The sequence below is a fragment of the Thioclava sp. NG1 genome, assembly GCF_003122275.1.
GTDB lineage: Bacteria > Pseudomonadota > Alphaproteobacteria > Rhodobacterales > Rhodobacteraceae > Thioclava > Thioclava nitratireducens.
Window position 1 is genome coordinate 1 of record NZ_QFBB01000010.1, and the last position, 21,398, is coordinate 21,398.

Annotated in this window: 21 protein-coding genes; 17 read left to right on the plus strand and 4 right to left on the minus strand. The window is 64.9% G+C overall.

All coding sequences use genetic code 11. The features are described from left to right. A partial coding sequence (locus DEM26_RS20900; protein ID WP_146194477.1) for a biotin carboxylase N-terminal domain-containing protein occupies positions 1 to 63 on the minus strand: 63 nt, incomplete at its 3' end. Positions 64 to 255: 192 nt separating this feature from the next. Between DEM26_RS20900 and DEM26_RS16250 the strand changes: the two genes are divergently transcribed. Continuing rightward, positions 256 to 1,704 (plus strand): TrkH family potassium uptake protein, encoded by a 1,449-nt coding sequence (locus DEM26_RS16250; protein ID WP_075776959.1) that lies wholly within the window; start codon positions 256 to 258, stop codon positions 1,702 to 1,704. Here the strand turns inward: DEM26_RS16250 and DEM26_RS16255 are convergent, their stop codons facing one another. Beyond that, entirely contained in the window at positions 1,705 to 3,672 is a 1,968-nt protein-coding gene (locus tag DEM26_RS16255) for a trypsin-like peptidase domain-containing protein (protein ID WP_109172838.1), read from the minus strand. 224 nt (positions 3,673 to 3,896) lie between these two features. On the opposite strand from DEM26_RS16255, the gene DEM26_RS16260 reads away from it, so the two are divergent. The 8 genes from DEM26_RS16260 (at position 3,897) to glmM (ending at position 14,487) form a co-directional block, all read left to right on the plus strand. Continuing rightward, positions 3,897 to 4,844 (plus strand): glycine--tRNA ligase subunit alpha, encoded by a 948-nt coding sequence (locus DEM26_RS16260; protein ID WP_088722493.1) that lies wholly within the window; start codon positions 3,897 to 3,899, stop codon positions 4,842 to 4,844. Continuing rightward, on the plus strand, positions 4,841 to 5,317 hold the full coding sequence (locus DEM26_RS16265) for a DUF6446 family protein (protein WP_088722494.1): 477 nt from the start codon (positions 4,841 to 4,843) through the stop codon (positions 5,315 to 5,317). The genes DEM26_RS16260 and DEM26_RS16265 overlap by 4 nt, the downstream gene beginning before the upstream one ends. 1 nt (position 5,318) lies before the next feature. Beyond that, positions 5,319 to 7,400 (plus strand): glycine--tRNA ligase subunit beta, encoded by a 2,082-nt coding sequence (gene glyS, locus DEM26_RS16270; protein ID WP_109172839.1) that lies wholly within the window; start codon positions 5,319 to 5,321, stop codon positions 7,398 to 7,400. A gap of 165 nt (positions 7,401 to 7,565) precedes the next feature. After that, on the plus strand, positions 7,566 to 10,106 hold the full coding sequence (locus tag DEM26_RS16275) for a putative PEP-binding protein (RefSeq protein ID WP_088720091.1): 2,541 nt from the start codon (positions 7,566 to 7,568) through the stop codon (positions 10,104 to 10,106). 256 nt (positions 10,107 to 10,362) lie between these two features. Continuing rightward, entirely contained in the window at positions 10,363 to 11,043 is a 681-nt protein-coding gene (locus DEM26_RS16280) for a cell wall hydrolase (RefSeq protein ID WP_075776954.1), read from the plus strand. Positions 11,044 to 11,166: 123 nt separating this feature from the next. Then, a complete protein-coding gene (locus DEM26_RS16285) occupies positions 11,167 to 12,087 on the plus strand; it encodes a dihydroneopterin aldolase (protein WP_075776953.1) in 921 nt (306 codons plus the stop codon). Positions 12,088 to 12,127: 40 nt separating this feature from the next. Continuing rightward, positions 12,128 to 13,147, plus strand: coding sequence for a dihydropteroate synthase (gene folP / locus DEM26_RS16290; protein ID WP_109172915.1), 1,020 nt, complete (start codon positions 12,128 to 12,130; stop codon positions 13,145 to 13,147). After that, a complete protein-coding gene (glmM, locus tag DEM26_RS16295; protein ID WP_088720093.1) occupies positions 13,144 to 14,487 on the plus strand; it encodes a phosphoglucosamine mutase in 1,344 nt (447 codons plus the stop codon). Before folP ends, glmM begins: the two co-directional genes overlap by 4 nt. Positions 14,488 to 14,575: 88 nt before the next feature. Here the strand turns inward: glmM and DEM26_RS16300 are convergent, their stop codons facing one another. Further along, the gene (locus DEM26_RS16300) at positions 14,576 to 14,968 is read right to left on the minus strand and encodes a hypothetical protein (protein WP_088722497.1); all 393 of its coding nucleotides are present in this window, start codon (positions 14,966 to 14,968) and stop codon (positions 14,576 to 14,578) included. Between the two features lie 159 nt (positions 14,969 to 15,127). Here DEM26_RS16300 and DEM26_RS16305 point away from each other — a divergent pair, with 159 nt between their 5' ends. Beyond that, the gene (locus tag DEM26_RS16305) at positions 15,128 to 15,733 is read left to right on the plus strand and encodes a hypothetical protein (RefSeq protein WP_088720095.1); all 606 of its coding nucleotides are present in this window, start codon (positions 15,128 to 15,130) and stop codon (positions 15,731 to 15,733) included. Between the two features lie 63 nt (positions 15,734 to 15,796). On the opposite strand, the gene ilvC is transcribed toward DEM26_RS16305, so the two are convergent. Then, positions 15,797 to 16,915: a ketol-acid reductoisomerase gene (ilvC, locus tag DEM26_RS16310; protein ID WP_255415041.1), complete on the minus strand. Its 1,119-nt coding sequence runs from the start codon at positions 16,913 to 16,915 to the stop codon at positions 15,797 to 15,799. Between the two features lie 29 nt (positions 16,916 to 16,944). On the opposite strand from ilvC, the gene DEM26_RS16315 reads away from it, so the two are divergent. The 7 genes from DEM26_RS16315 (at position 16,945) to ureC (ending at position 21,391) form a co-directional block, all read left to right on the plus strand. Then, entirely contained in the window at positions 16,945 to 17,403 is a 459-nt protein-coding gene (locus DEM26_RS16315; RefSeq protein WP_109172840.1) for an Lrp/AsnC family transcriptional regulator, read from the plus strand. Beyond that, on the plus strand, positions 17,400 to 17,861 hold the full coding sequence (locus tag DEM26_RS16320; protein WP_075776947.1) for an Lrp/AsnC family transcriptional regulator: 462 nt from the start codon (positions 17,400 to 17,402) through the stop codon (positions 17,859 to 17,861). The genes DEM26_RS16315 and DEM26_RS16320 overlap by 4 nt, the downstream gene beginning before the upstream one ends. Before the next feature lie 138 nt (positions 17,862 to 17,999). Next, a complete protein-coding gene (locus DEM26_RS16325) occupies positions 18,000 to 18,824 on the plus strand; it encodes an urease accessory protein UreD (protein ID WP_109172841.1) in 825 nt (274 codons plus the stop codon). Between the two features lie 9 nt (positions 18,825 to 18,833). Further along, positions 18,834 to 19,136 carry an urease subunit gamma gene (locus tag DEM26_RS16330; protein WP_075776945.1) on the plus strand — a complete coding sequence of 101 codons (303 nt, stop codon included), beginning with the start codon at positions 18,834 to 18,836 and terminating at the stop codon, positions 19,134 to 19,136. Between the two features lie 59 nt (positions 19,137 to 19,195). Beyond that, positions 19,196 to 19,375, plus strand: coding sequence for a hypothetical protein (locus DEM26_RS16335; protein WP_109172842.1), 180 nt, complete (start codon positions 19,196 to 19,198; stop codon positions 19,373 to 19,375). A gap of 4 nt (positions 19,376 to 19,379) precedes the next feature. Then, on the plus strand, positions 19,380 to 19,685 hold the full coding sequence (locus tag DEM26_RS16340; protein WP_075776943.1) for an urease subunit beta: 306 nt from the start codon (positions 19,380 to 19,382) through the stop codon (positions 19,683 to 19,685). Continuing rightward, on the plus strand, positions 19,685 to 21,391 hold the full coding sequence (ureC, locus tag DEM26_RS16345; protein ID WP_109172843.1) for an urease subunit alpha: 1,707 nt from the start codon (positions 19,685 to 19,687) through the stop codon (positions 21,389 to 21,391). Before DEM26_RS16340 ends, ureC begins: the two co-directional genes overlap by 1 nt. Positions 21,392 to 21,398: the final 7 nt, after the last annotated feature.

Below are 21,398 nucleotides of genomic sequence, written 5' to 3' on the forward strand. Positions count from 1 at the left end.
GGCGGCGCGCATCACCCGGATGGCGATCTCGCCACGGTTGGCCACGAGGATCTTGTTGAACATAGCGTTCTCCCTGTTGTCGAAAGTGGCCGCTACGGTACAGTTGCCGCGCCGCAGCGCAAGGGCCTACCTGCAAACTTGGGCAAATTTACTGACCAATGTGCGAGAGTTTGCAAAGTCGATCCGCACCGATGCGCGCCTGTCCCGGTCCGGTCCGGGATTGACTAGACTGACGCTCTGGGCAAGGTGGGGCGCATGATCGATCTGCGCCCGGTTGGATATATCATCGGAATGCTGACATCCGTGCTGGGGCTGACGATGCTTATCCCGGCGGCGGTGGATTTGGGCCATGGTGCAGCGCATTGGCTGGTTTTCGTCGAAAGCGCGGTGCTGACGACGACGGCAGGCGCGCTGCTGGCGCTGGCCTCCCGCGACGGGCTGGCGCGGACGCTCTCGATCCATCAAAGCTTTCTGCTGACCTCGCTCGTCTGGCTGACGCTGCCGTTCTTCGGGGCGCTACCTTTCATGCTGGGTGTGCCGCATCTGTCTCTGGTCGATGCCTATTTCGAGGCGATGTCAGGGCTGACCACGACCGGCACCACCGCGATTCCGCAACTCGATACGCTGCCGCCGGGGGTGAACCTGTGGCGCGGACTGCTGCAATGGCTGGGCGGTCTGGGGATCATCATCGTCGCGATGATCTTCCTTCCGGTGATGAAGGTCGGCGGGATGCAGTTCTTCCGCTCGGAAGGGTTTGACACGCTTGGGAAAATCCTGCCGCGCGCAATGGATATCTCGACCGCGCTGATCCGCATCTATGTCGGGCTGACGATTGCCTGCGCGCTGACCTATATCGGTCTCGGCATGAAGGGGTTCGACGCGATCATGCACGCCCTTACGACGATGAGCACGGGCGGCTTCTCGAATTACGACGCCAGCTTCGCCGTTTATAAGGGCGCACCCGAATACGCGGCCTCGGTCTTCATGGCGCTGGCCGCGATGCCGTTCATCCGCTTCGTTCAGGTGATGCGCGGCGATACGATGCCACTGTGGCGCGACCCGCAGGTGCGCGCCTTCCTGCGCTGGATGGGCTACGCGATCGCGATCATCGTGCTCTACCGCATGATCCGCCACGAGGCCTCTTTCTGGCCGACGCTGCGGGAGGTGACGTTCAACGTGGTCTCGACCTTCACCGGCACCGGCTATGCCTCTGAGGACGTGACCCAATGGGGCCATCTGGCCTTCACGATCCTGCTGATTTCCGGACTGATCGGGGGTTGCACGGCCTCCACCGCCTGTTCCGTCAAGGTGTTCCGCTACCTGATCCTGCTGGAGGCGATCAAGGCGCAAATCCAGCGGCTCTACTCGCCCCACCGCCTGCTGAAGGTGCAATATGGCGGGCGCCCGGTCGAGGATAGCGTGGTCAACTCGGTGATGGCGTTCTTTTCGCTCTTCATCCTGATCTTCGGGATGCTGATCATCGCGCTGACCTTCACCGGGCTCGGAACCGAGACGGCGATGACCGCCGCCTGGACCTCGATCGCCAATATCGGCCCCGCATGGGGGCCCGAGATCACCGCCAACGGCTCGGTCGCGGATTTCCCCGACAGCGCGAAGTGGCTGATGAGCGCGGCGATGTGTCTCGGGCGGCTCGAATTGATGAGCGTGCTCGTGCTGCTGCTGCCGCGCTTCTGGCGCGGCTGATCACTTCCAGCAGGAAATCTGCACCACCATCCCGTCGGCCATCTGCTGCAGGTCTTCCGGCGCGCGGTTGGCCGAGATGCCCGCCTCTTTCGGCGTGAATCCCTTGTCCGACAGCCCCGGCGTCATTGCCTTGCTTTGCAGCGCGACGCTCAGATTGTCGGGCAGCACCCGGTTCGCGTCGTCACTCGCGGGCAGCAACATCCCCACGACCGCGCCCGTCCCGTCGAGCACCGGCCCGCCCACGTCGCCCGCGCGGGTCTGCGCCTCGATCCGAGCCTGATTGTCTTGTCCTTCCAGCCCCTTGAGCGCCGAGAGCGTACCGAAATTCAGCACCGGCGCGGAGAGCGCTTCGGGGTAGGAGAAGCCCGCCACCGCGACCTTCGCCCCGGCCAGCGGCGCGTCGGGATTGAATTTCGCGACTTCCCTCGGGGCGAGCGTGTCTTGCGGCGTCAGAACCGCGTAACCCTTGGCGCCGCCGTCGAAGCTGAGCGAGGCGGCATGGTCTTCGATCGTGATCCGGCCGCACTGGTCGAGCCCCTCGGCGGCGGTCAGCACATGGCCGTCCGCATCGATGAAGAAGCCCGAGCGCGAGAAGACCGGTGCGCGTTTCTCGATCCCCGCCATCAGGGCGGCCCGCGTTACCGACATCGGCTGACCGAGCGTCGCGTCGAGCGTCTTGGAGCCGATCGGCGTGAAGCTTCTCTTCATCGCGTCGAGCACGCGATTCATTCGCTTGTCGTCCCCGGCGGGCCAAACCAGCGTGAAGCCCTTGATCTGCCCGTTCGAGAGCTCCGCATGGGTGTAGGAATGGACCGCCGTATTCTCGCCCTCGATGGTGAAGCTGTTGCCGCCGATGTTGCGCTCGCCGCCCGTCGGCACGATTTCGAGCGTCTGCATCGCGTCATAGAGCCCGCGCAGCCGCGCCGTGTCGCCGGGCTGAGAGATCAGCAGAACCTGCACGCCGCTGTCGTCCTTGGGTGCGTAATTGACGAACGGCGCGTTGTAGCGGGCGAATTTCACCAGCCCCATCGGCAGCTCGATCCGGATCCCGGCTTCCTGCTCGGTGACGGTCTGCAGCCCCAGCGCCGCGCGCTCGGAGGCGACCTTGTCGAGAAGTGCGGCCTGCTGGGTCGAGGACAGGACGCCTGTTGGCTGGTAGCCATTCTTCGACTGCCAGTCGGCGATGGAGCCGCGCGTGCCACGGCCGAAAATCCCGTCGATCGCGCCCTGATAGCTGCCTTCCCATTCCAGCGCGGTCTGGATGTCGCGCTTGGTCTGCGGATCGAGGGCGGCTTCGAGACGGCGCGACTCCGCCAGCGTCTCCACAGGCTCGGGCGCGGGCGTAGCCTCTTGCGGGGCTGGGGTGACGTCCCGCAGGGCCGGTGCGTCAGACGCCGCGGTGGTGTCGGAGTTCAGCGCTTCGGGCGCGGTGGTGGTATCTTGCGCAGACGTATCGGGTGTGCTCGCCATCGCATCCGGTGGCGTGGTCTGATCGCTCGATTGCGCCGTCTCATCCGGACCGTCCAGCGGCTCCACGTCGATCGGCGCAGGCATCGGCGCGCCGCGCACGTCGCTTTGCGTATCGGCCTGCGGGGCGGGCTGGGTCGCCTGCGGGGCTGTGTTCAATGTCGCGCCCACCGGCCAGAATTGCTGGCGGAAGTTGTTGCCATCGGCCACGAAACTGTCGCGCGGGATCAGACCCTCGCGGCGCAGAACCCGGCGCCGCGCATTCGCCTCCGCATCGTCGGCAAAGGGGCCAAGCGCGATCGCGTACCAGCCGGAATCGAGCCGGAACCCGGTCGTGTCGGGGAACATGCCCGCCCAGTCGCGGGCGCGCGCTTCGGCTTGGGCAAGCGAGCTTTTCGCCTCGATCTGTACCCAGGCCTCGGCCCAGGCCGTGCCGGTCCAGACCATGCCGGTCAGGCTGGCCCCGACGACGATCGAAACTGTCCGTGAAATTGCCCGCATTGCCACTCCCCGATGATATAAGCTTTTCCCCCGAACTTAGCGCAACGCGAGCCGAGGTCACCCCCCAAACGCCCCCGTTCGGATCACGAAATCCGCCGGTGTGGGGCAGGGGCCGCAGCTTTGCGCGCCGCATGTCGCGGATCGCCTGCCCGAACCCTTGCAGGGCGTTGACGCCCCCGCGCCCCTTGCCTAGAGAGAAGGCGCTTCAACGGAAGGTGCGAAATATGGCAAACCCGGACGCCCCGAAATCCTTTCAGGAAATCATCCTGCGCCTGATGAGCTATTGGGCCTCGAAAGGCTGCGCGGTGATGCAGCCCTATGACATGGAAGTGGGGGCAGGCACCTTCCACCCGGCGACGACGCTGCGCGCGCTCGGCTCCAAGCCGTGGGCGGCCGCCTATGTCCAGCCCTCGCGCCGTCCGACCGATGGCCGCTATGGCGAGAACCCGAACCGCCTGCAGCACTACTATCAGTATCAGGTGCTCATCAAGCCGAGCCCGCCGGACCTGCAGGAGCTCTATCTCGGCTCGCTCCGCGCGATCGGGATCGACACCGAATTGCACGATATCCGCTTCGTGGAAGACGACTGGGAAAGCCCGACGCTCGGTGCGTGGGGGCTTGGCTGGGAAGTCTGGTGCGACGGGATGGAAGTCAGCCAGTTCACCTATTTCCAGCAGGTCGGCGGCCATGACTGCAAGCCGGTCTCGGGCGAGCTGACCTACGGGCTCGAGCGTCTGGCGATGTATGTGCTGGGCATCGATCACGTCATGGACATGCCCTATAACGACCCGTCCGCGCCGATCGCGCTGAAATACGGCGACGTGTTCCGCCAGACAGAGCAGGAATATTCGCGCTGGAATTTCGACGTGGCCGATACCGAGACGCTGCTGCGCCATTTCGAGGATGCCGAGGCCGAATGCGAACGCATCCTCGCCTCGCCTGAAACCGACGACGCGGGCCGCAAGATCATCATGGCGCATCCGGCCTATGACCAGTGCATCAAGGCGTCCCACCTCTTTAACCTGCTCGACGCGCGCGGCGTGATCTCGGTCACCGAACGTCAGGCCTATATCGGCCGCGTCCGTGCGCTGGCGAAGGCGTGCGCCGACGCTTTCGTGCTCACCGAAGCAGGCGGGGCCTCCCAAACCGAAACCGGCGAGGCCGTCGCGTGAATGGTAAACTCATCGGAGGCGGCATCGTGGTGATCGCGCTCGTCTTCGGCGCGGTGGTCTATTATTCGCAGGAATACGGTTATTACGATGAGATCGCGCCGGGCTCCGACGCGGCGAAAGTCTCGCTGATGGAGCTGGACGGCACGACGCAGGATCCGCTGGACGCCGAAGGCTACAAAGGGATCGACGCGGACAGCTCGCCCCTGCGCTACCGCGCCTGCTTCGACACCGATCTGTCGATCGCAACGGCGACCGAGACCTATGAGGTCTATGACCGACCGACCCCGCTGATCGGCCCGAAATGGTTCGACTGCTACGATGCGAAAACCATCGGCGCCGACCTCGAGGCAGGCCGCGCGGTGGCCTTCCTGTCGCAACACAACATCCACCCCGGCGTCGACCGGGTCGTGGCTCTTTATCCCGATGGCCGGGCCTATGTCTGGCACCAACTGAACGACGAAGCGGAGAAATGACATGCCCGATCTTCTGATTGAACTGTTCTCCGAAGAAATCCCCGCGCGGATGCAGCCCAAGGCCCGCGAGGATCTGAAGAAACTGATCACCGATGGCGTCGTCGAGGCGGGTCTGACCTATGCCTCCGCCGGCGCTTTCTCGACCCCGCGCCGCCTGACGCTGACCGTCGAGGGGCTGACTGCCAACTCGCCGACCCTGCGCGAAGAGCGCAAGGGCCCGCGCACCGACGCGCCGGAGAAGGCGATCGAGGGCTTCCTGCGCTCGACCGGGCTGACGATGGATCAGCTCGAGGCGCGCGACGACAAGAAGGGGCAGGTCTATTTCGCGGTGATCGAAAAGCCCGGCCGTCCCGCGACCGAGATCGTGGCCGAGGTGCTGGAGAAGACGATCCGCAACTTCCCCTGGCCGAAATCGATGCGCTGGGGCGAGGGCAACCTGCGCTGGGTCCGCCCGTTGCATTCGATCCTCGCGATCCTGACCGACGAGGCCGGCGCGACCGTCGTGCCGCTCGACGTGGACGGCATCAAGGCCGGCGACACCACGCGCGGTCACCGCTTCATGGCGCCCGATATGCTTCAGGTCTCGGGCTACGAGAGCTACGCCAAGCAGTTGAAAGCCGCCAAGGTCATGCTCGACCCCAATGAGCGTGCCGAGGCGATCGACCACGACGCCGCGCAAATGGCCTTCGCCAAGGGCTGGGAAGTGGTGCCGGACAAGGGCCTTCTGGCCGAGGTCTCGGGCCTCGTCGAATGGCCTGTCACCCTGATGGGCGAGATCGACGGCGAATTCCTCGACCTGCCGCCCGAGGTGCTGCAGACCTCGATGAAAGAGCATCAGAAATTCTTCTCGGTGAAGAACCCCAAGACCGGTCGGATCGAGGGCTTCGTGACCGTCGCCAACCGCGAGACCGCCGATCACGGCGCGACGATCCTCGCGGGCAACCAGAAGGTGCTCTCGGCGCGTCTGTCGGACGCCAAGTTCTTCTGGGAAAACGACCTGCGCACCGTTCAGGCGCACGGGCTCGAAGGGATGGGCGCGGGGCTCGACGCCGTGACCTTCCACAACAAGCTCGGGAGCCAAGGCGACCGTATCCGCCGGATCGAAAACCTCGCGCGCGAAATCGCGCCCTTGGTCGGCGCGAAGCCCGACCTCGCCGCCGAGGCCGCCCGCGTCGCCAAATCCGATCTGCGCTCGGAAATGGTCTACGAATTCCCGGAGCTGCAGGGCGTGATGGGCCGCTACTACGCTCAAAAGGCGGGGCTGTCGGACGCCGTTGCCGATGCCTGTCGCAACCATTACGCGCCGCTTGGCCCGTCCGACGACGTGCCCACCGAGCCCGTCTCGGTCGCCGTGGCGCTCGCCGACAAGATCGACACGCTGACCGGCTTCTGGGCGATCGACGAGAAGCCCACGGGCAGCAAAGATCCCTTCGCGCTGCGTCGCGCGGCGCTGGGTGTGATCCGGTTGGTGCTGGCGAATGGGCTGCGAATTGAGGTTTCCAAAACGATCTGTGTCGGCCTCGCGCTGAACGCCGCAGTTGACACCGTGACTACCCGAGACGACCTCCTCTCCTTCTTCCACGACCGCCTGAAGGTCCACCTGCGCGATGCGGGCATCCGCCACGACGTGATCGACGCCGTGCTCGCCATGCCGGGCTCTGACGATCTCACCCTCGTCGTGAAGCGCGCCGAGGCGCTGTCGGACTTCTTCAAGACCGACGACGGCGAGAACCTGATTCAGGGCTTCAAGCGCGCGAACAACATCCTCACGCAGGCCGAGGAAAAGGACGGGGTGGAATACAGCTTCGGCGCCGATCCGAAATTCGCGGAAACCGACGAGGAAAAAGCCCTCTTCGCCGCGCTCGACGCCGCCGAAGCCAAGATCGCCCCCGCAATGCAGGCAGAGGATTTCGCCGCTGCGATGTCCGCCATGGCCGATTTGCGGGCGCCGATCGACGCCTTCTTCGAGGCGGTGCAGATCAACGCCGACAATCCGATCCTGCGGCGCAACCGTCTCAACCTGCTTTCGCGCATCCGGCAGATCTGTCTCGATGTGGCCGACCTCACCAAGATCGAAGGCTGATCCTTCCTCTTGATGTAAATATCCCCGCCGGAGGCGCCCGCACGGCGCCTACTGTCGCAAGGCCGAAACAGGGTGGTCCTGTGACGCAGCGTCCTCTGTCCGAATGTCACACTTGCGAGAGGCGGGAATCAGCCTATCCTGCGTCGAGAGAGAAGGCGCGCTGCGATGCAGAAACCCGTTGAAAACGCTGATTTTGTGACCCTTGCGCCGTCGGCGTCGGTCGATAAGGCACGCCACGGCTGGCGCGCGAAATGCCTTCAGCGGCTGATCCGGCTCGATCTTCCCGTCCCGAAAACCGTCGCGCTGCCCGCCGAGACGGTGCGCGCGATCGCGTCGGGGCAGGTTTTCGACATGACCGCGATCGCGGAGTGCTTCGGGCCGGAGATGCTGGTCTCGGTCCGACCGAGCCCCGAAAATCCCGAATGGGGCGGGCCGGGCACGGTCCTCAATGTCGGCATGAATGATGACATGCATGCGGTGCTGTCGAATACGCACGGCTCCGAGGCCGCCGACGCGCTCTATCTTCGCTTCGTGCAGCTCTACTCGATCCATGTCGCGCGGCTCGACCCGGACATGTTCCAGCAGGAGCCGGGGCCGGGCGCATTGGAAGCGGCGCTGGACGCCTATGAGGAAGAAACCGACGAGCGGTTTCCGCAATCGGGCGCGCGGCAACTGGCCGAGGTGCTGCGCTCCATGGCGCGGGCCTGGGAAGGCACGACGGCGCGGCTCCTGCGGCAGGCCAAGGGCGCGCCGCCCGACGCCGTGCTGGGCCTTCTGGTGCAAGAGATGGCGCTGGGGATAGGGCCGGGCCTGTCGGGCTCGGGCACGATGCAATTCGTCGACAGCGTGACCGGCGCGCCGCAGATCACCGGGCGGTTCCGCGGCCAGAGCCAGGGCCGCACCAGCGCGGTGGAGACGCTCTATCTCACGCGCGACCCGCGCGGCGCCTCGCTGGAAGAGGCAGATAGCGGCGTGTTCGACACGCTGAAGGATTACGGCGCGCGCTGCCGGGTGAAGCTGCGCGAGGAGATGCAGATCGAGTTCACCATCGAGAGCGGCAAGGTCCATGTGATCGACGCGGTGCGGGTGCCGCGCTCGTCGCGCGCCGCTGTTCGCATCGCGGTGGCCTTGGCCAATGACGACGTGATCTCGCGCGAGGATGCGCTGCTGCGCGTCGAGCCGCGCGCCATCACCGAGCTTCTGCACTATCAGGTCGATCCGCGCGCGCCGCGTGACGTGCTCGCGCGCGGGATCGCGGCCTCTCCGGGGGCGGCGACCGGCAAGATCGTGTTCTCTGCGGCGGCTGCGCAGGCCTCTGCTGCGCGCGACGAGCCCTGTATCCTCGTGCGCCGCGAAACCTCACCCGAGGATATTCGCGGGATGCATGCGGCCGTCGCCGTGCTGACCGAGCGCGGCGGGATGACCTCGCACGCGGCGGTGATCGCGCGCGGCCTGGGGCTGCCCTGCATTGTCGGCGCCGAGATCGAGATCAACAGCCGCGAGCGCCAGTTCCGCGGCCCCAAGGGACGGTTGTTCCGCGAGGGCGACACGATCACGCTCGACGGAACCAATGGCGAGGTGCTGGTGGGTGCGGCGGAGATGCTGGCGCCGGCGCTCGACGACGGGTTCCGTACGCTTCTCAGTTGGGCCGATCTGGTGCGCGACATCGGTATCCGCGCCAATGCTGACACGCCCGAGGATGCGCGCACCGCGCTGATGTTCGAGGCCGACGGGATCGGGCTGTGCCGGACCGAGCATATGTTCTTCGACGAAGACCGCCTGACGGTGATGCGCGAGATGATCTTCGCCGACGGGCCGGAGGATCGCCGCGCCGCTCTCGAACGGCTGCTACCAATGCAGCGGGCAGATTTCGGGGCGCTGTTCGAGCTGATGAAGGGCGAGCCGGTCTGCATCCGCCTCTTCGACCCGCCTTTGCACGAATTCCTGCCGCATGACCGCGAGGGGATGCGCGAACTGGCCGAGGCGTTGGATCGCCCGCTGTCGGAGGTCACGCGCCGGGTGGAGGCATTGTCCGAGTTCAACCCGATGCTGGGGATGCGCGGCGTGCGTCTGGGCGTGACCGTGCCCGAGATTTACGACATGCAGGCTCGCGCCATCTTCGAGGCGACCGTGGAGGCGCTCCGCCGGGGCGCCGAGGTGGTGCCGGAGATCATGATTCCGCTCGTTTCCGCCTCGCGCGAGGTGGAGATCGTGAAGACTCGCATCGACGCCGTGGCGGCCGCCGTGCGCACCGAGACCAAGGCAGACTTCACCTACCGCCTCGGCGTGATGGTGGAGACGCCCCGGGCGGCGCTCCGCGCTGGAGAAATCGCCGAGCACGCGGCTTTCCTGTCCTTCGGGACCAATGACCTCACACAGATGACCTACGGCCTCTCACGCGACGACGCGGGGCGCTTCATGTCGACCTACGTCAACCAGCAGGTCTACGCGGAAGACCCGTTCCACATTCTCGACGTCGAAGGGGTGGGGGAGTTGCTGCTGATCGGGGCCGCGCGCGGACGCTCGGCCCGGCCCGATGTCACGATCTCGGTCTGCGGAGAGCATGGCGGAAACCCCGAATCAATCGCCTTCTGCCGGGCCGCGGGATTCGATTATGTCTCCTGTTCGCCCTTCCGGGTGCCGGTCGCCCGTCTCGCCGCTGCCCATTTCGCACTCTTGGCGCCGCGCGGACGATCCTTTCCGTAAAGGTAATGTCACAGAGGCGGAATTTCGGCGGTTTTTCTCAAATACCATTGGCAAATCGGCGCTCATCGCGGTATGCGACTGACGAGGGACATAGCACGCAAATCACCGTGCATTTTGGCAAGAATCCGCCGTGGCTCCGCAGGGGGCTGCGCATATTTGCGTGAAAACCTAGACATGGGTAGCTCGCTCGGGTAAGCGATGCGCCGTCGCGGCTCAATGGGGGGTGCGCGGCGATTGTTCTTATCGGAAGAAAACCATGTCACTGCTGAAAAGCTGGACGGGGGGTGCTGTCATCCTCCTCGCCCTCGCCGGAGGCTTGCGTGCCGAAGTCACGGTAAGCCAGTCGAACGACCCCACTGAGGTCGCCGAACAAGGACTGATGTCGGTCCTGTGGACGGAGCGCTCCGCGATGAGCGCGATCGACAAACGACGGGTCACCGCGCTCACGATGGCGCCGGCCCGGTCCAAGAAGCATGCCACTCTGCCGGATGTCCTTTCTGCCAAATGGCTGTCCGAGCAACCCGCTGCGAAGGGCGACAAACAATTCGAATGTCTCTCGCAGGCGCTTTACTTCGAGGCGCGTGGAGAAAGCGTGAAGGGCCAGCAGGCCGTCGCCGAGGTCATCCTGAACCGTGTCGACGATCCGCGCTTCCCCGGCTCGATTTGCGGCGTCGTCCATCAGGGCAACTCGCGCGCGTGCCAGTTCAGCTGGTACTGCGACGGTCGCGCCGATACGGTCCACAACAAGGGGGCCTTCGCCGAGGTCGCGAAAGTCGCCCGGGCGATGATCGACGGCGCGCCGCGCTCGCTGACCGAAGGGGCGACGTACTTCCATACCCGCGCCGTACGCCCGAGCTGGTCGCGCCGCTTTGCGAAGACCGCGTCGATCGGCCATCACATCTTCTACGCCAACCCGGTGCGCACCGCCTCGAACTGAGGCCGCGTCTTCGGAGGCCCGAGTCGCGGGCAGGCGATGAAACGACGGTTGAGGGTGGGCTTCGGTCCGCCCTTTTCCTATGCTCGACTTGCTCGACATGACTGAAAAATTCCCGAGGCGCGCATGAGTTCCGACATTTCCCTCGCCTTCTCGCATCCCGAAGCGCGGGCGGCCGCATCTGCGCCCACCGATCCCCGGGATCGCATCTCGCTGCGCGACCATGTGGTGGAGGCCGATATCGGCGCCTTCCAGCAGGAGCGCGGCCATACGCAACGTCTGCAATTCAATGTCGTGGTGGAGGTTCGGCCGACGCCGGAGCCGCTCGAGGATGATGTGGACCGCATCCTGTCCTACGACCGTATCACCGAGGCGATCGCGGCGGAGCTGGCCGAAGAGCGGGTGAACCTGCTGGAGACGCTCGCCGCCGGCGTGGCAGAGCGCATCCTCGCGAGCCCGCAGGCGATGCGCGTCTTCGTGCGGATCGAGAAGCTCGACCGCGGCCCCGGCGCGCTCGGCGTCGAGATCGTGCGCTCCCGCGCCTCCGTCCCGGTGAAAAGCATCGACGCGAGCGGGGTGGAGGAAAGCCTGCACCCGATCGTCGCCTATCTCTCGAACGCGGCCATCGACTCGCCGGACCTGTCGGCGCGGCTCGACGTGCTGCAGGAGGCGGGCCACCCGGTCATCCTCGCGGTGGGGCTCCCTGACGGAGAGGTTCCCGAAAGCGGGCAGGGACCAACGCAGCGCCGCATCGACCTCCTCGCGATCGAGCAGAACGCCTGGCGTCTTGCTGCGCGCGATCCGCGCTGCGTCGTGGTGGCGACGCGCACCGAGATCGACTGGGCGATGCGCCACGGCCAGATGGTCGTCTGGGCGCCCTCCAAGATAGTGCTGGACGCAACCGACGGTCCGAAAAGCCCCGCCCGCGACGCGATGGCGCTGGCGCTCTGGCTGGCCGAGCAGATGGCCGCGACCCGGCTGGAACTTCACGGGACTGTTTCAGCCCCGGCAGGAAGCCGCGTGCCGGTAGAGACGCGCCCGCTCTGAACGTCTTGAACTCTCGCACGCAATCGGGTGAATGGAGCGTATGGAGAAGCTCTACTATCGCCCGATCGCCCGAACCGACTCCGCCCGTCCCGACACGGCACTGACCCTCGCGGGGGGGTGGTGCTGGTTCGACGAGGTGGAGCTTCTGCGCCGCGACGGCGAGCCCGAGATCATTCCCGCGGCCCATCTGCCCGAAGAGGTGAGGGAGCGGCTGTGCAATCCGCGCACCTCGGTCGCCGGGATCACGCTCGATGCGCCGCGGATCATGGGCATCCTGAACGTCACGCCTGACAGCTTCTCCGATGGCGGGCGCTTCGACGTCGAGGACGCCGCGATCGAACGCGCCTTCGACTTGCGCAAGTCGGGCGCGGACATTCTCGATATCGGCGGCGAGTCGACACGTCCCGGCGCGACGGAGGTGGAGGAGGACGAAGAGATCGCCCGCACCGCACCCGTGATCGCCGCGCTGCGCGATGCAGATTTCGACGCGCCGATATCCATCGACACCCGCAAATCCTTGGTTGCCGATCAGGCGCTGGAGGCCGGGGCCGCGATGCTCAACGACGTCTCCGCGATGGAATTCGATCCGGCGATGGTCGAGGTCGCGCAGGCCTCCGGCGCGCCGATCTGCCTGATGCACGCGCAGGGCCTGCCCGAGACGATGCAGGACGATCCGCGCTACACGGATGTGCTGCTCGACGTCTACGACTATCTCGAGGACCGCATCGCGCTGGCCGAGGATTACGGCATCGCACGCGAGGCGATCATCGCCGATCCCGGCATCGGCTTCGGCAAGACCGCGCAGCACAACCTTGCCCTGATCCGTGGCCTCAGCCTGTTTCACGGGCTGGGCTGCCCTGTCCTGCTCGGCGTGTCGCGCAAACGCTTCATCGGGACCGTGGGCGGCGCGGAAGAGGCCGATCAGCGCGCACCCGGTACGCTGGCCGTGACACTCGCCGGGCTCGATCAAGGCATCCAGATTCACCGCGTCCACGATGTGGCCGAGATCGCCCAAGGCATCCGTCTCTGGGACGCGATCAAGAGAGGATTCGAGGAATGAGCAGGAAGCTTTTCGGTACCGATGGTGTGCGCGGCGAGGCCAATTCCGGACACATGACCGCAGAGATGGCGCTGAAACTGGGCGCTGCGGCGGGCCGCTATTTCCGGCAGGACGACTCACGCGGCCACCGCGTCGTGATCGGCAAGGACACGCGGCTCTCGGGCTACATGTTCGAGAACGCGCTGACCGCGGGCCTGACCTCGACGGGGATGAACGTGCTGCTGCTCGGCCCGGTGCCGACGCCCGCCGTGGGCTACCTGACCCGCTCGATGCGCGCGGATATGGGCATCATGATCTCCGCCAGCCACAACCCGGCCAAGGATAACGGGATCAAGTTCTTCGGCCCCGACGGGTTCAAGCTCAGCGACGAGGCCGAGACCGAGATCGAGGCGATGCTCGACACCGAGATCCGGCTCGCGCGCCCCGAGAATATCGGTCGCGCCAAGCGGATCGACGATGGTCTTGGGCGCTATGTCGAATATGCCAAGACCACCTTCCCGAAACTGCGCAAACCCGACCTCAAAGTGGTCGTCGATTGCGCCAACGGGGCGGCCTATCGTGCGGCGCCGGACGTGCTTTGGGAATTGGGTTGCGAGGTGATCCCCGTGGGCGTCTCGCCCGACGGGCGCAACATCAATGACGGATGCGGCTCGACCCATGTCAGCACCTGCGCCGAGGCCGTGGTGGCGCATGGCGCCGATCTCGGGATCTCGCTCGACGGCGATGCCGACCGGGTAATGATCATCGACGAAACCGGCCATGTCGCGGATGGCGATCAGATCATGGCGCTCTTCGCGAAACGCTGGGCGCAGTCGGGGCAGCTTTCGGGCGGCGCGCTGGTGGCGACCGTCATGTCCAATCTCGGGCTGGAGCGCTTCCTAGAGGCCGAGGGGCTGCGGCTCGAGCGCACCAAGGTCGGCGACCGCTATGTAGTCGAGCGGATGCGTGAGGGCGGCTTCAACCTGGGCGGCGAGCAGTCGGGCCATATCGTGATGACCGACTACGCCACGACAGGCGACGGGCTGATGGCTGGACTGCAATTCCTCGCCGCGATGGTCGAGACCGGTCAGCGCGCTTCCGACCTTGTGCGGCAATTCGAGACCGTGCCGCAAATGTTGAAAAACGTAAGGTATCAGGCGGGGCAGGAGCCTTTGAGCGCCGATAATGTTGCAAAAGCGATATTGGATGCGGAGACCCGCCTGAACGGTCAGGGCCGGTTGCTGATCCGGAAGTCGGGGACCGAACCGCTGATCCGCGTGATGGCGGAATGCGAGGACGAAACGCTTCTGGAAGCGACGGTCGACAGCATCGTCGCCGCCGTCGAGGCCGAAACCGCCTAAGGGGGGGGACTGCCCCCGGCCTGCGACCGCCCCCCGGGGATATATTGGAAGAGCGAATTAGGGGGGGGGGCGTCGCGCCCCCATTTGCTTACTGGCCGAAGAGGTCCAGCCCCAGCCAGATCAGGGCAACCGCTTCGAACACGGTCCAGAGCACGCCCGCCCACCGCCAGAATGTCGGACCCGCCTCCGCGCGCCAGACCGAACGGATGAGCCCGACCAGCACCGCGATCCGGTAGATCCCGGCCGCCACGGCGAAGCTTCCGAAGAACCCGCCAAGATGGCCCGGCGAGATCAGTGCGGTGAACAATGCCAGGATCACGATCAGCGGCACCACCACCAGCGCGGGTCCGTAATTGCCAGCCCAGAACGTATCTCCCGGCGCGAGCCGTCCGGCGAAGAGATCGCCGAACCATTTCGGGGTGAAGAATTTTGCGCGCTCCTCGAAGATCGCTTCGAGTTCGTCGTGGTCGGGTCCGGCCATCTGCTTCCCTTTCAATTCGCGGAACTGTGACAAGAACGCCGTGGCCCCGCAAGGCGGCGCGCTGCCGCGGTCGCGCCTGAAGTGACCAAAACGTGACTGAACTTCAAGGCTTTCCGCCGCCTTGGGGCAGTGGAGGGACGAAATTTATGGAGGCGCGTCATGGACCAATCGTCCTTATTTCCCACATCCGATTTCTGGCCGCTCGCAGTCGGCTTCCTGTCCCTCTCGATCAACTATTTCGTTCAGGGCGGCGCGGCCGTCGCCAACGGGCCGAGTTGGTCGGGTGACCCGCTGGCGCAGGAACGAACCCTGGGCCTCTGGGGCATCTTCCTCGGTGGCTTCGGGCAGCTTCTGACCGGCATCTATCTGATGATCGGCCTGACCTGGTTCCCGGTCTTCGCCAACGCGGCCCCGCTTTACATGGCGGCCGTCGCGTTCTCGCTCTACGGCATCCACTGGTTCGTCATCGGCCTGCGACGCTACACCCATTCCGATCCCGGGCCGGAGGCGTGGATGGCGATTCCGCTGTTCGGGCTGAGCGCGATGGGCACCATCTCGTTCTGGGGCAATGGCGACATCCCGGCCGCGATTCTCTTCATCGGCCTGATGCTGATCTATCTCGCCGAGCTGGGCGCCCGCTGGACCAATAGCGAGGCGGCGGAGAAAACCGGCGGCGTGTTCCAGCTCCTGACCGGCGCGTGGCTCTTCTACCTCGCCTGGGGCGTGACGATGAACATGGCCAATGGCGCGAGCTACTGGGTGTAATCCGACCAAAAAAGAACCCCCGGCACTTAGGCCGGGGGTTCGACTTCGTGGTAGCCGTGCAGTTCAGTTGCGCGACTTGTCGACCATCTTGCCCTTGGAGATCCAGGGCATCATGGCGCGAAGCTTCTCGCCGACTTGCTCGATCTCGTGCTCGTCGTTGATGCGACGGGTCGCCTTGAAGAAGGGCTGGCCGACCGCGTTTTCCTGCATGAAGTCACGCACGAACTTGCCGGTCTGGATGTCGGTCAGGACGTCCTTCATGCGCTTCTTGGTTTCCTCGTAGGGGAGGATGCGCGGACCCGAGACATACTCGCCGTATTCGGCGGTGTTCGAGATCGAGTAGTTCATGTTCGCGATGCCGCCTTCATAGATCAGGTCGACGATCAGCTTCACTTCGTGGAGGCACTCGAAATAGGCCATTTCCGGCTCGTAACCGGCTTCCACGAGGGTCTCGAAGCCCATGCGGATCAGCTCTACGAGGCCGCCGCAGAGAACCGCTTGCTCGCCGAACAGGTCGGTTTCGCATTCCTGACGGAAGTTGGTCTCGATGATGCCCGAGCGGCCGCCACCGATGGCCGAGCAGTAGCTCAGCGCGATGTCCTGCGCCTTGCCGGTCGCGTCGTTTTCAACCGCGAAGAGGCAGGGCACGCCGCCGCCCTTGGTGTATTCGCCGCGCACGGTGTGACCCGGGCCTTTCGGCGCCATCATGATCACGTCGATGCCGGGCTTCGGCTCGATCAGGCCGAAATGAACGTTCAGGCCGTGGGCGAACGCGATCGCCGAGCCTTCTTTCAGGTTGTCATGGACATACTTCTTGTAGGTCTCGGCCTGAAGTTCGTCGGGCATGGTGAACATGATCACATCGCACCAGGCAGCCGCTTCGGCGATGCCCATAACCTGCAGGCCTTCGGCTTCGGCTTTCGCTTTCGAGGGCGAGCCGTCACGCAGCGCAACGGCCACGTTCTTCGCGCCCGAGTCGCGCAGGTTCAGCGCGTGTGCGTGGCCCTGCGAGCCGTAGCCGAGAATGGCGACTTTCTTGTCCTTGATCAGGTTCACATCGCAATCGCGATCATAATAGACGCGCATGGCGTTCCTCCTTTTTGTTTGAGTGTGAGAATAGGAGGTTCTTCGCGAGTATGCGTTCAGAAGTTGAGAATATCCGCCAATGCGGATAAAATTCATTCGCACTATCAGACAATATCGGAAAAATCATGCAGATTGACGATACGGACCGCCGGATATTGCGTCAGATAATGGCGGAGCCGGGGCTTCCTTCTGCCGAACTGGCCGAACGCGCAGGCGTGACGCCCGCGACCTGTTGGCGCCGGATCGAGAAGCTTCGCGAAGGGGGCGTGATCCGTGGCGAAGAGGCGCTGATCGACTGGCACGCTCTCGGCTGGGCGGTCGAGGTGTCTCTGCGCTTCACCTTGGACAAAACCAATCCGCGCGCCTTCGACGAATTCATCGCCGCCGCGCGCGAGGTTCCGGAAGTCATTGAAATCCAGAGCTTCCTCGGTTCAACCGATATGCGCCTGCAGGTGATCGCCCGCGACATGGCGCATTATCAGGAGATTTACCGCAATCGCATCCTGACCCTGCCGCATATCTCCGAACTCGACGCGCTGATGCTCATCGCGACGATCAAGTCCAGCGCGGAGCTGCCGATATGAGCCTCGATCTCGACGATCTGGACCGCCAGTTGCTGCGCGCGCTGAGTCGCGATTCCACGCAAAGTGCGGGCGCTCTGGGCCGCAAGCTTGGCCTCTCGCAGCCCGCGACATGGCGGCGAATCCGTCGCATGCAGGAGGCGGGAGTCATCGCCGGCCGGCGCGTAATCGTCGATCCCGAGGCGCTTGGCTTCGGGGTGACGGTGTTTCTGGGCGTGAAACTGGCGGCGAAGGGCCGTGTCAGCCTCGAGGATTTCGAGCGCGCGGTCACCGCGATCCCAGAGGTGCAGCTCGTGCAACACGTCCTTGGGCTTTTTGATTACCGGCTACGCGTCACCGCCCGTGATCTGCCTGACTTTGAGCGGGTCCTGCGGCGTCGTATCATGACCTTGCCCGGGGTCGGTCAGGTGGAGGCGAATGTGCTCCTCAGCGAGGAACGCCGCCCCGGCCCGTTGGGCTGATTCATGTTCGCTTAAATAAAGGGCGAACTGCGCGGCAAATAGGCACGGCCGTCGTTCCGCTTCGATCAAAGCAAGATCTGCGCGTGCAGGGCATGGACCGCCCCGTTGCCGCGGTCTTGGATCGAAGCGGAGGGACCGATGTTCGACGCGAAGCTTCAGACCAAACCTGCCGTCCGGATGCAGCGTTCGCGCGGCGCGGCGCGGGCCGGCTTTACCGGCGCGCGGCTGACCGGATTGCACCAAAGCGGGTCTGCCAAGGCCATTCTGCCGCGCGTTCCCGGTTCGCCGGAGGTGGTTTTCCTGAATACTTCCGGTGGTTTGACCTCTGGCGATACGCTGTCCTACGAAACCCAACTGGACGCGGGCGCAATGCTCGTCGCGACGACACAAGCCGCCGAGCGAGCCTATCGCGCCGACGATGGGCCTGCGCAGGTTGAGGTGCGGCACAGTGTCGGCTCCGGCTGCCATCTGGATTGGCTGCCGCAGGAGACGATCCTCTTCGACCGCGCGAAGCTGGCCCGCGACACGACGATCTCGCTGGCCTCCAATGCGTCCTGCCTGATGCTCGAGGCAGTGGTGCTGGGCCGGGCCGCGATGGGCGAGCAGGTGCGGGACTTACAGTTTTTCGACATGCGCCGGATCGAACGCGCCGGAAAGCCAGTGTTTTTCGAGCCCTTCTTGTTGAATTCCGACATTTTGGCAAAGGGGGGCCGAAGCGCCGTTCTGGGAGAGGCCCGTGCTTTTGCGACGCTCGTTCTGTGTCGGCAAGGCGCGGAAGACGCGGTGGAGCCCCTTCGCGCGGTGCTCGATGAACCGGGCGTCGAGGGAGCGGCTTCGGGCTTCGACGGCAAATGCGTCATTCGTCTGCTCGCGCAGGACGGCTGGCCGATGCGGCGACAAATTCTACGACTTTTCAATGCGTTGCGGCGCGACCAAGCGGCGCCGCGCGTGTGGCAGATCTGAGGAAATACGATGAACCTGACACCGAGGGAAAAGGACAAGCTGCTGATCAGCGTTGCCGCGATGGTCGCGCGCAACCGGCTGGAACGCGGCGTGAAGCTCAATCACCCGGAAGCCATTGCAATCATTTCGGATTTCGTCGTCGAGGGAGCCCGCGAGGGCCGCTCCGTCGCCGATCTGATGGAGGCGGGGGCAGGGGTGATCTCGGCCGATCAATGCATGGAGGGCATCCCCGAGATGATCCATTCCATTCAGGTCGAGGCGACCTTCCCGGACGGGACGAAGCTCGTCACCGTCCATCATCCGATCCGCTGAGATAAGTTCAGCTTATACAGACCGATCCAAAATAAGTTTTGCTAATGAAAGGCCGTCCGATGAAATTTGTAGCTGCACTCGCCGTCCTCGCCCCCACCGCCGCACTGGCCCATCCCGGCCACGGCGCCGGAAGCACATGGTTTTTCCACGACGGTCCGCTGATCGGGCTGCTTGCGCTCTCAGTGGTCGCCTATGTCGGACCGGAATTGGCGCGCGCGCTGCGCCGCAACAAGGAGTGAGCCGATGATCCCCGGAGAAATCCTGCCCGCTTTGGGCGAGATCACGCTGAATGAGGGCTGCGAGGCGATCACGCTGATGGTCGCCAATACCGGCGACCGCCCGGTGCAGGTTGGCTCGCATTACCATTTCGCGGAGACCAATCCGGGGTTGGAGTTCGACCGGGACGCCGCACGCGGTTACCGGCTGGACATCGCGGCCGGAACGGCGGTGCGGTTCGAGCCGGGCCAGAGCCGCGAAGTGCGGCTGGTGCCCTATCGCGGGTCGCGCGAAGTCTATGGATTCAATCAGAAAGTTATGGGGGCGCTCTGATGCCGGCTTCGATCTCGCGTAGCACCTATGCCGATATGTTCGGCCCCACTACCGGCGACCGGGTGCGGCTCGCCGACACCGATCTGATCATCGAGGTCGAGCGCGACCTGACCACCTATGGCGAGGAGGTCAAGTTCGGCGGCGGCAAGGTGATCCGCGACGGCATGGGGCAGAGCCAGGTCTCCCGCGCGGGCGGCGCGGTCGATACGGTGATCACCAATGCGCTGATCGTGGATCATTCGGGGATCTACAAAGCGGATGTCGGCCTGAAGGATGGGCAGATCGCGGCGATCGGCAAGGCTGGCAATCCGGATACCCAGCCGAATGTCGACGTCATCATCGGGCCGGGCACGGAAGTCATTGCCGGGGAAGGGAAAATCCTGACCGCGGGCGGGTTCGACGCTCATATTCACTTCATTTGCCCGCAGCAGATCGAGGATGCGCTGGCCTCCGGCATCACGACGATGCTGGGCGGTGGCACGGGGCCTGCGCATGGCACACTGGCCACGACCTGCACGCCGGGGCCGTGGCATATCGCGCGGATGTTGCAGGCCTTCGATGCGCTGCCGGTCAACCTCGCGCTGTCGGGCAAAGGTAATGCCTCGCGCCCCGAGGCGCTGGTCGAGATGGTCGAGGGCGGCGCTGCGGCGCTGAAGCTGCACGAGGATTGGGGCACGACGCCGGGCGCGATTGACTGCTGCCTGTCGGTGGCCGACGACATGGACGTGCAGGTGATGATCCACACCGACACGCTCAACGAGAGCGGCTTCGTCGAGAATACGCTGGCCGCGATCAAGGGCCGGACGATCCACGCCTTCCACACCGAAGGGGCAGGGGGCGGTCATGCGCCGGACATCCTGAAGGTGGTGAGCGCGCCGAACGTGATCCCGTCGTCGACGAATCCGACGCGGCCCTATACGGGCAACACGATCGAAGAGCATCTCGATATGCTGATGGTGTGCCACCACCTCGACAACAAGGTGCCCGAGGATGTGGCCTTCGCGGAAAGCCGCATCCGGAAAGAGACGATCGCAGCGGAGGACATCCTTCATGACATGGGCGCGATGTCGATCATCAGCTCGGACAGTCAGGCGATGGGGCGCGTCGGCGAGGTGATCATCCGCTGCTGGCAGACGGCGGACAAGATGCGCAAGCAGCGCGGGCGTCTGCGGGAAGAGCAGGGCGACAATGACAACGTGCGGGTGAAGCGGTTCATCGCGAAATACACGATCAACCCGGCGATTACCCACGGTATGAGCCAGCATATCGGCTCGGTCGAGGTCGGCAAGCGCGCCGATCTGGTGCTGTGGAGCCCGGCCTTCTTCGGCGCGAAGCCCGACATGGTGCTGATTGGCGGCTCGATCGTCTCGGCGCAGATGGGCGACCCGAACGGCTCGATCCCGGCGCAACCTTTCTACACGCGCAACATGTTCGGGGCGCTTGGCGGGGCGCGGCACGCAAGCTCGGTCACTTTCATCAGTCAGGCGGCGCAAGCCAACGGGCTGGCTGCGAGACTTGGGCTCCAGAAACAGACGCTGGCCGTCGAGGGCACGCGCGGCATCGGCAAGGCGCAGATGATCCACAACGCTGCGACGCCCGAGATCGACGTCCATCCCGAGACTTACGAAGTGCGTGCGGATGGCGAATTGCTGACCTGCGAACCGGCGGAGGTTCTGCCGCTGGCGCAGCGGTATTTCCTGTTCTGAGGATGGG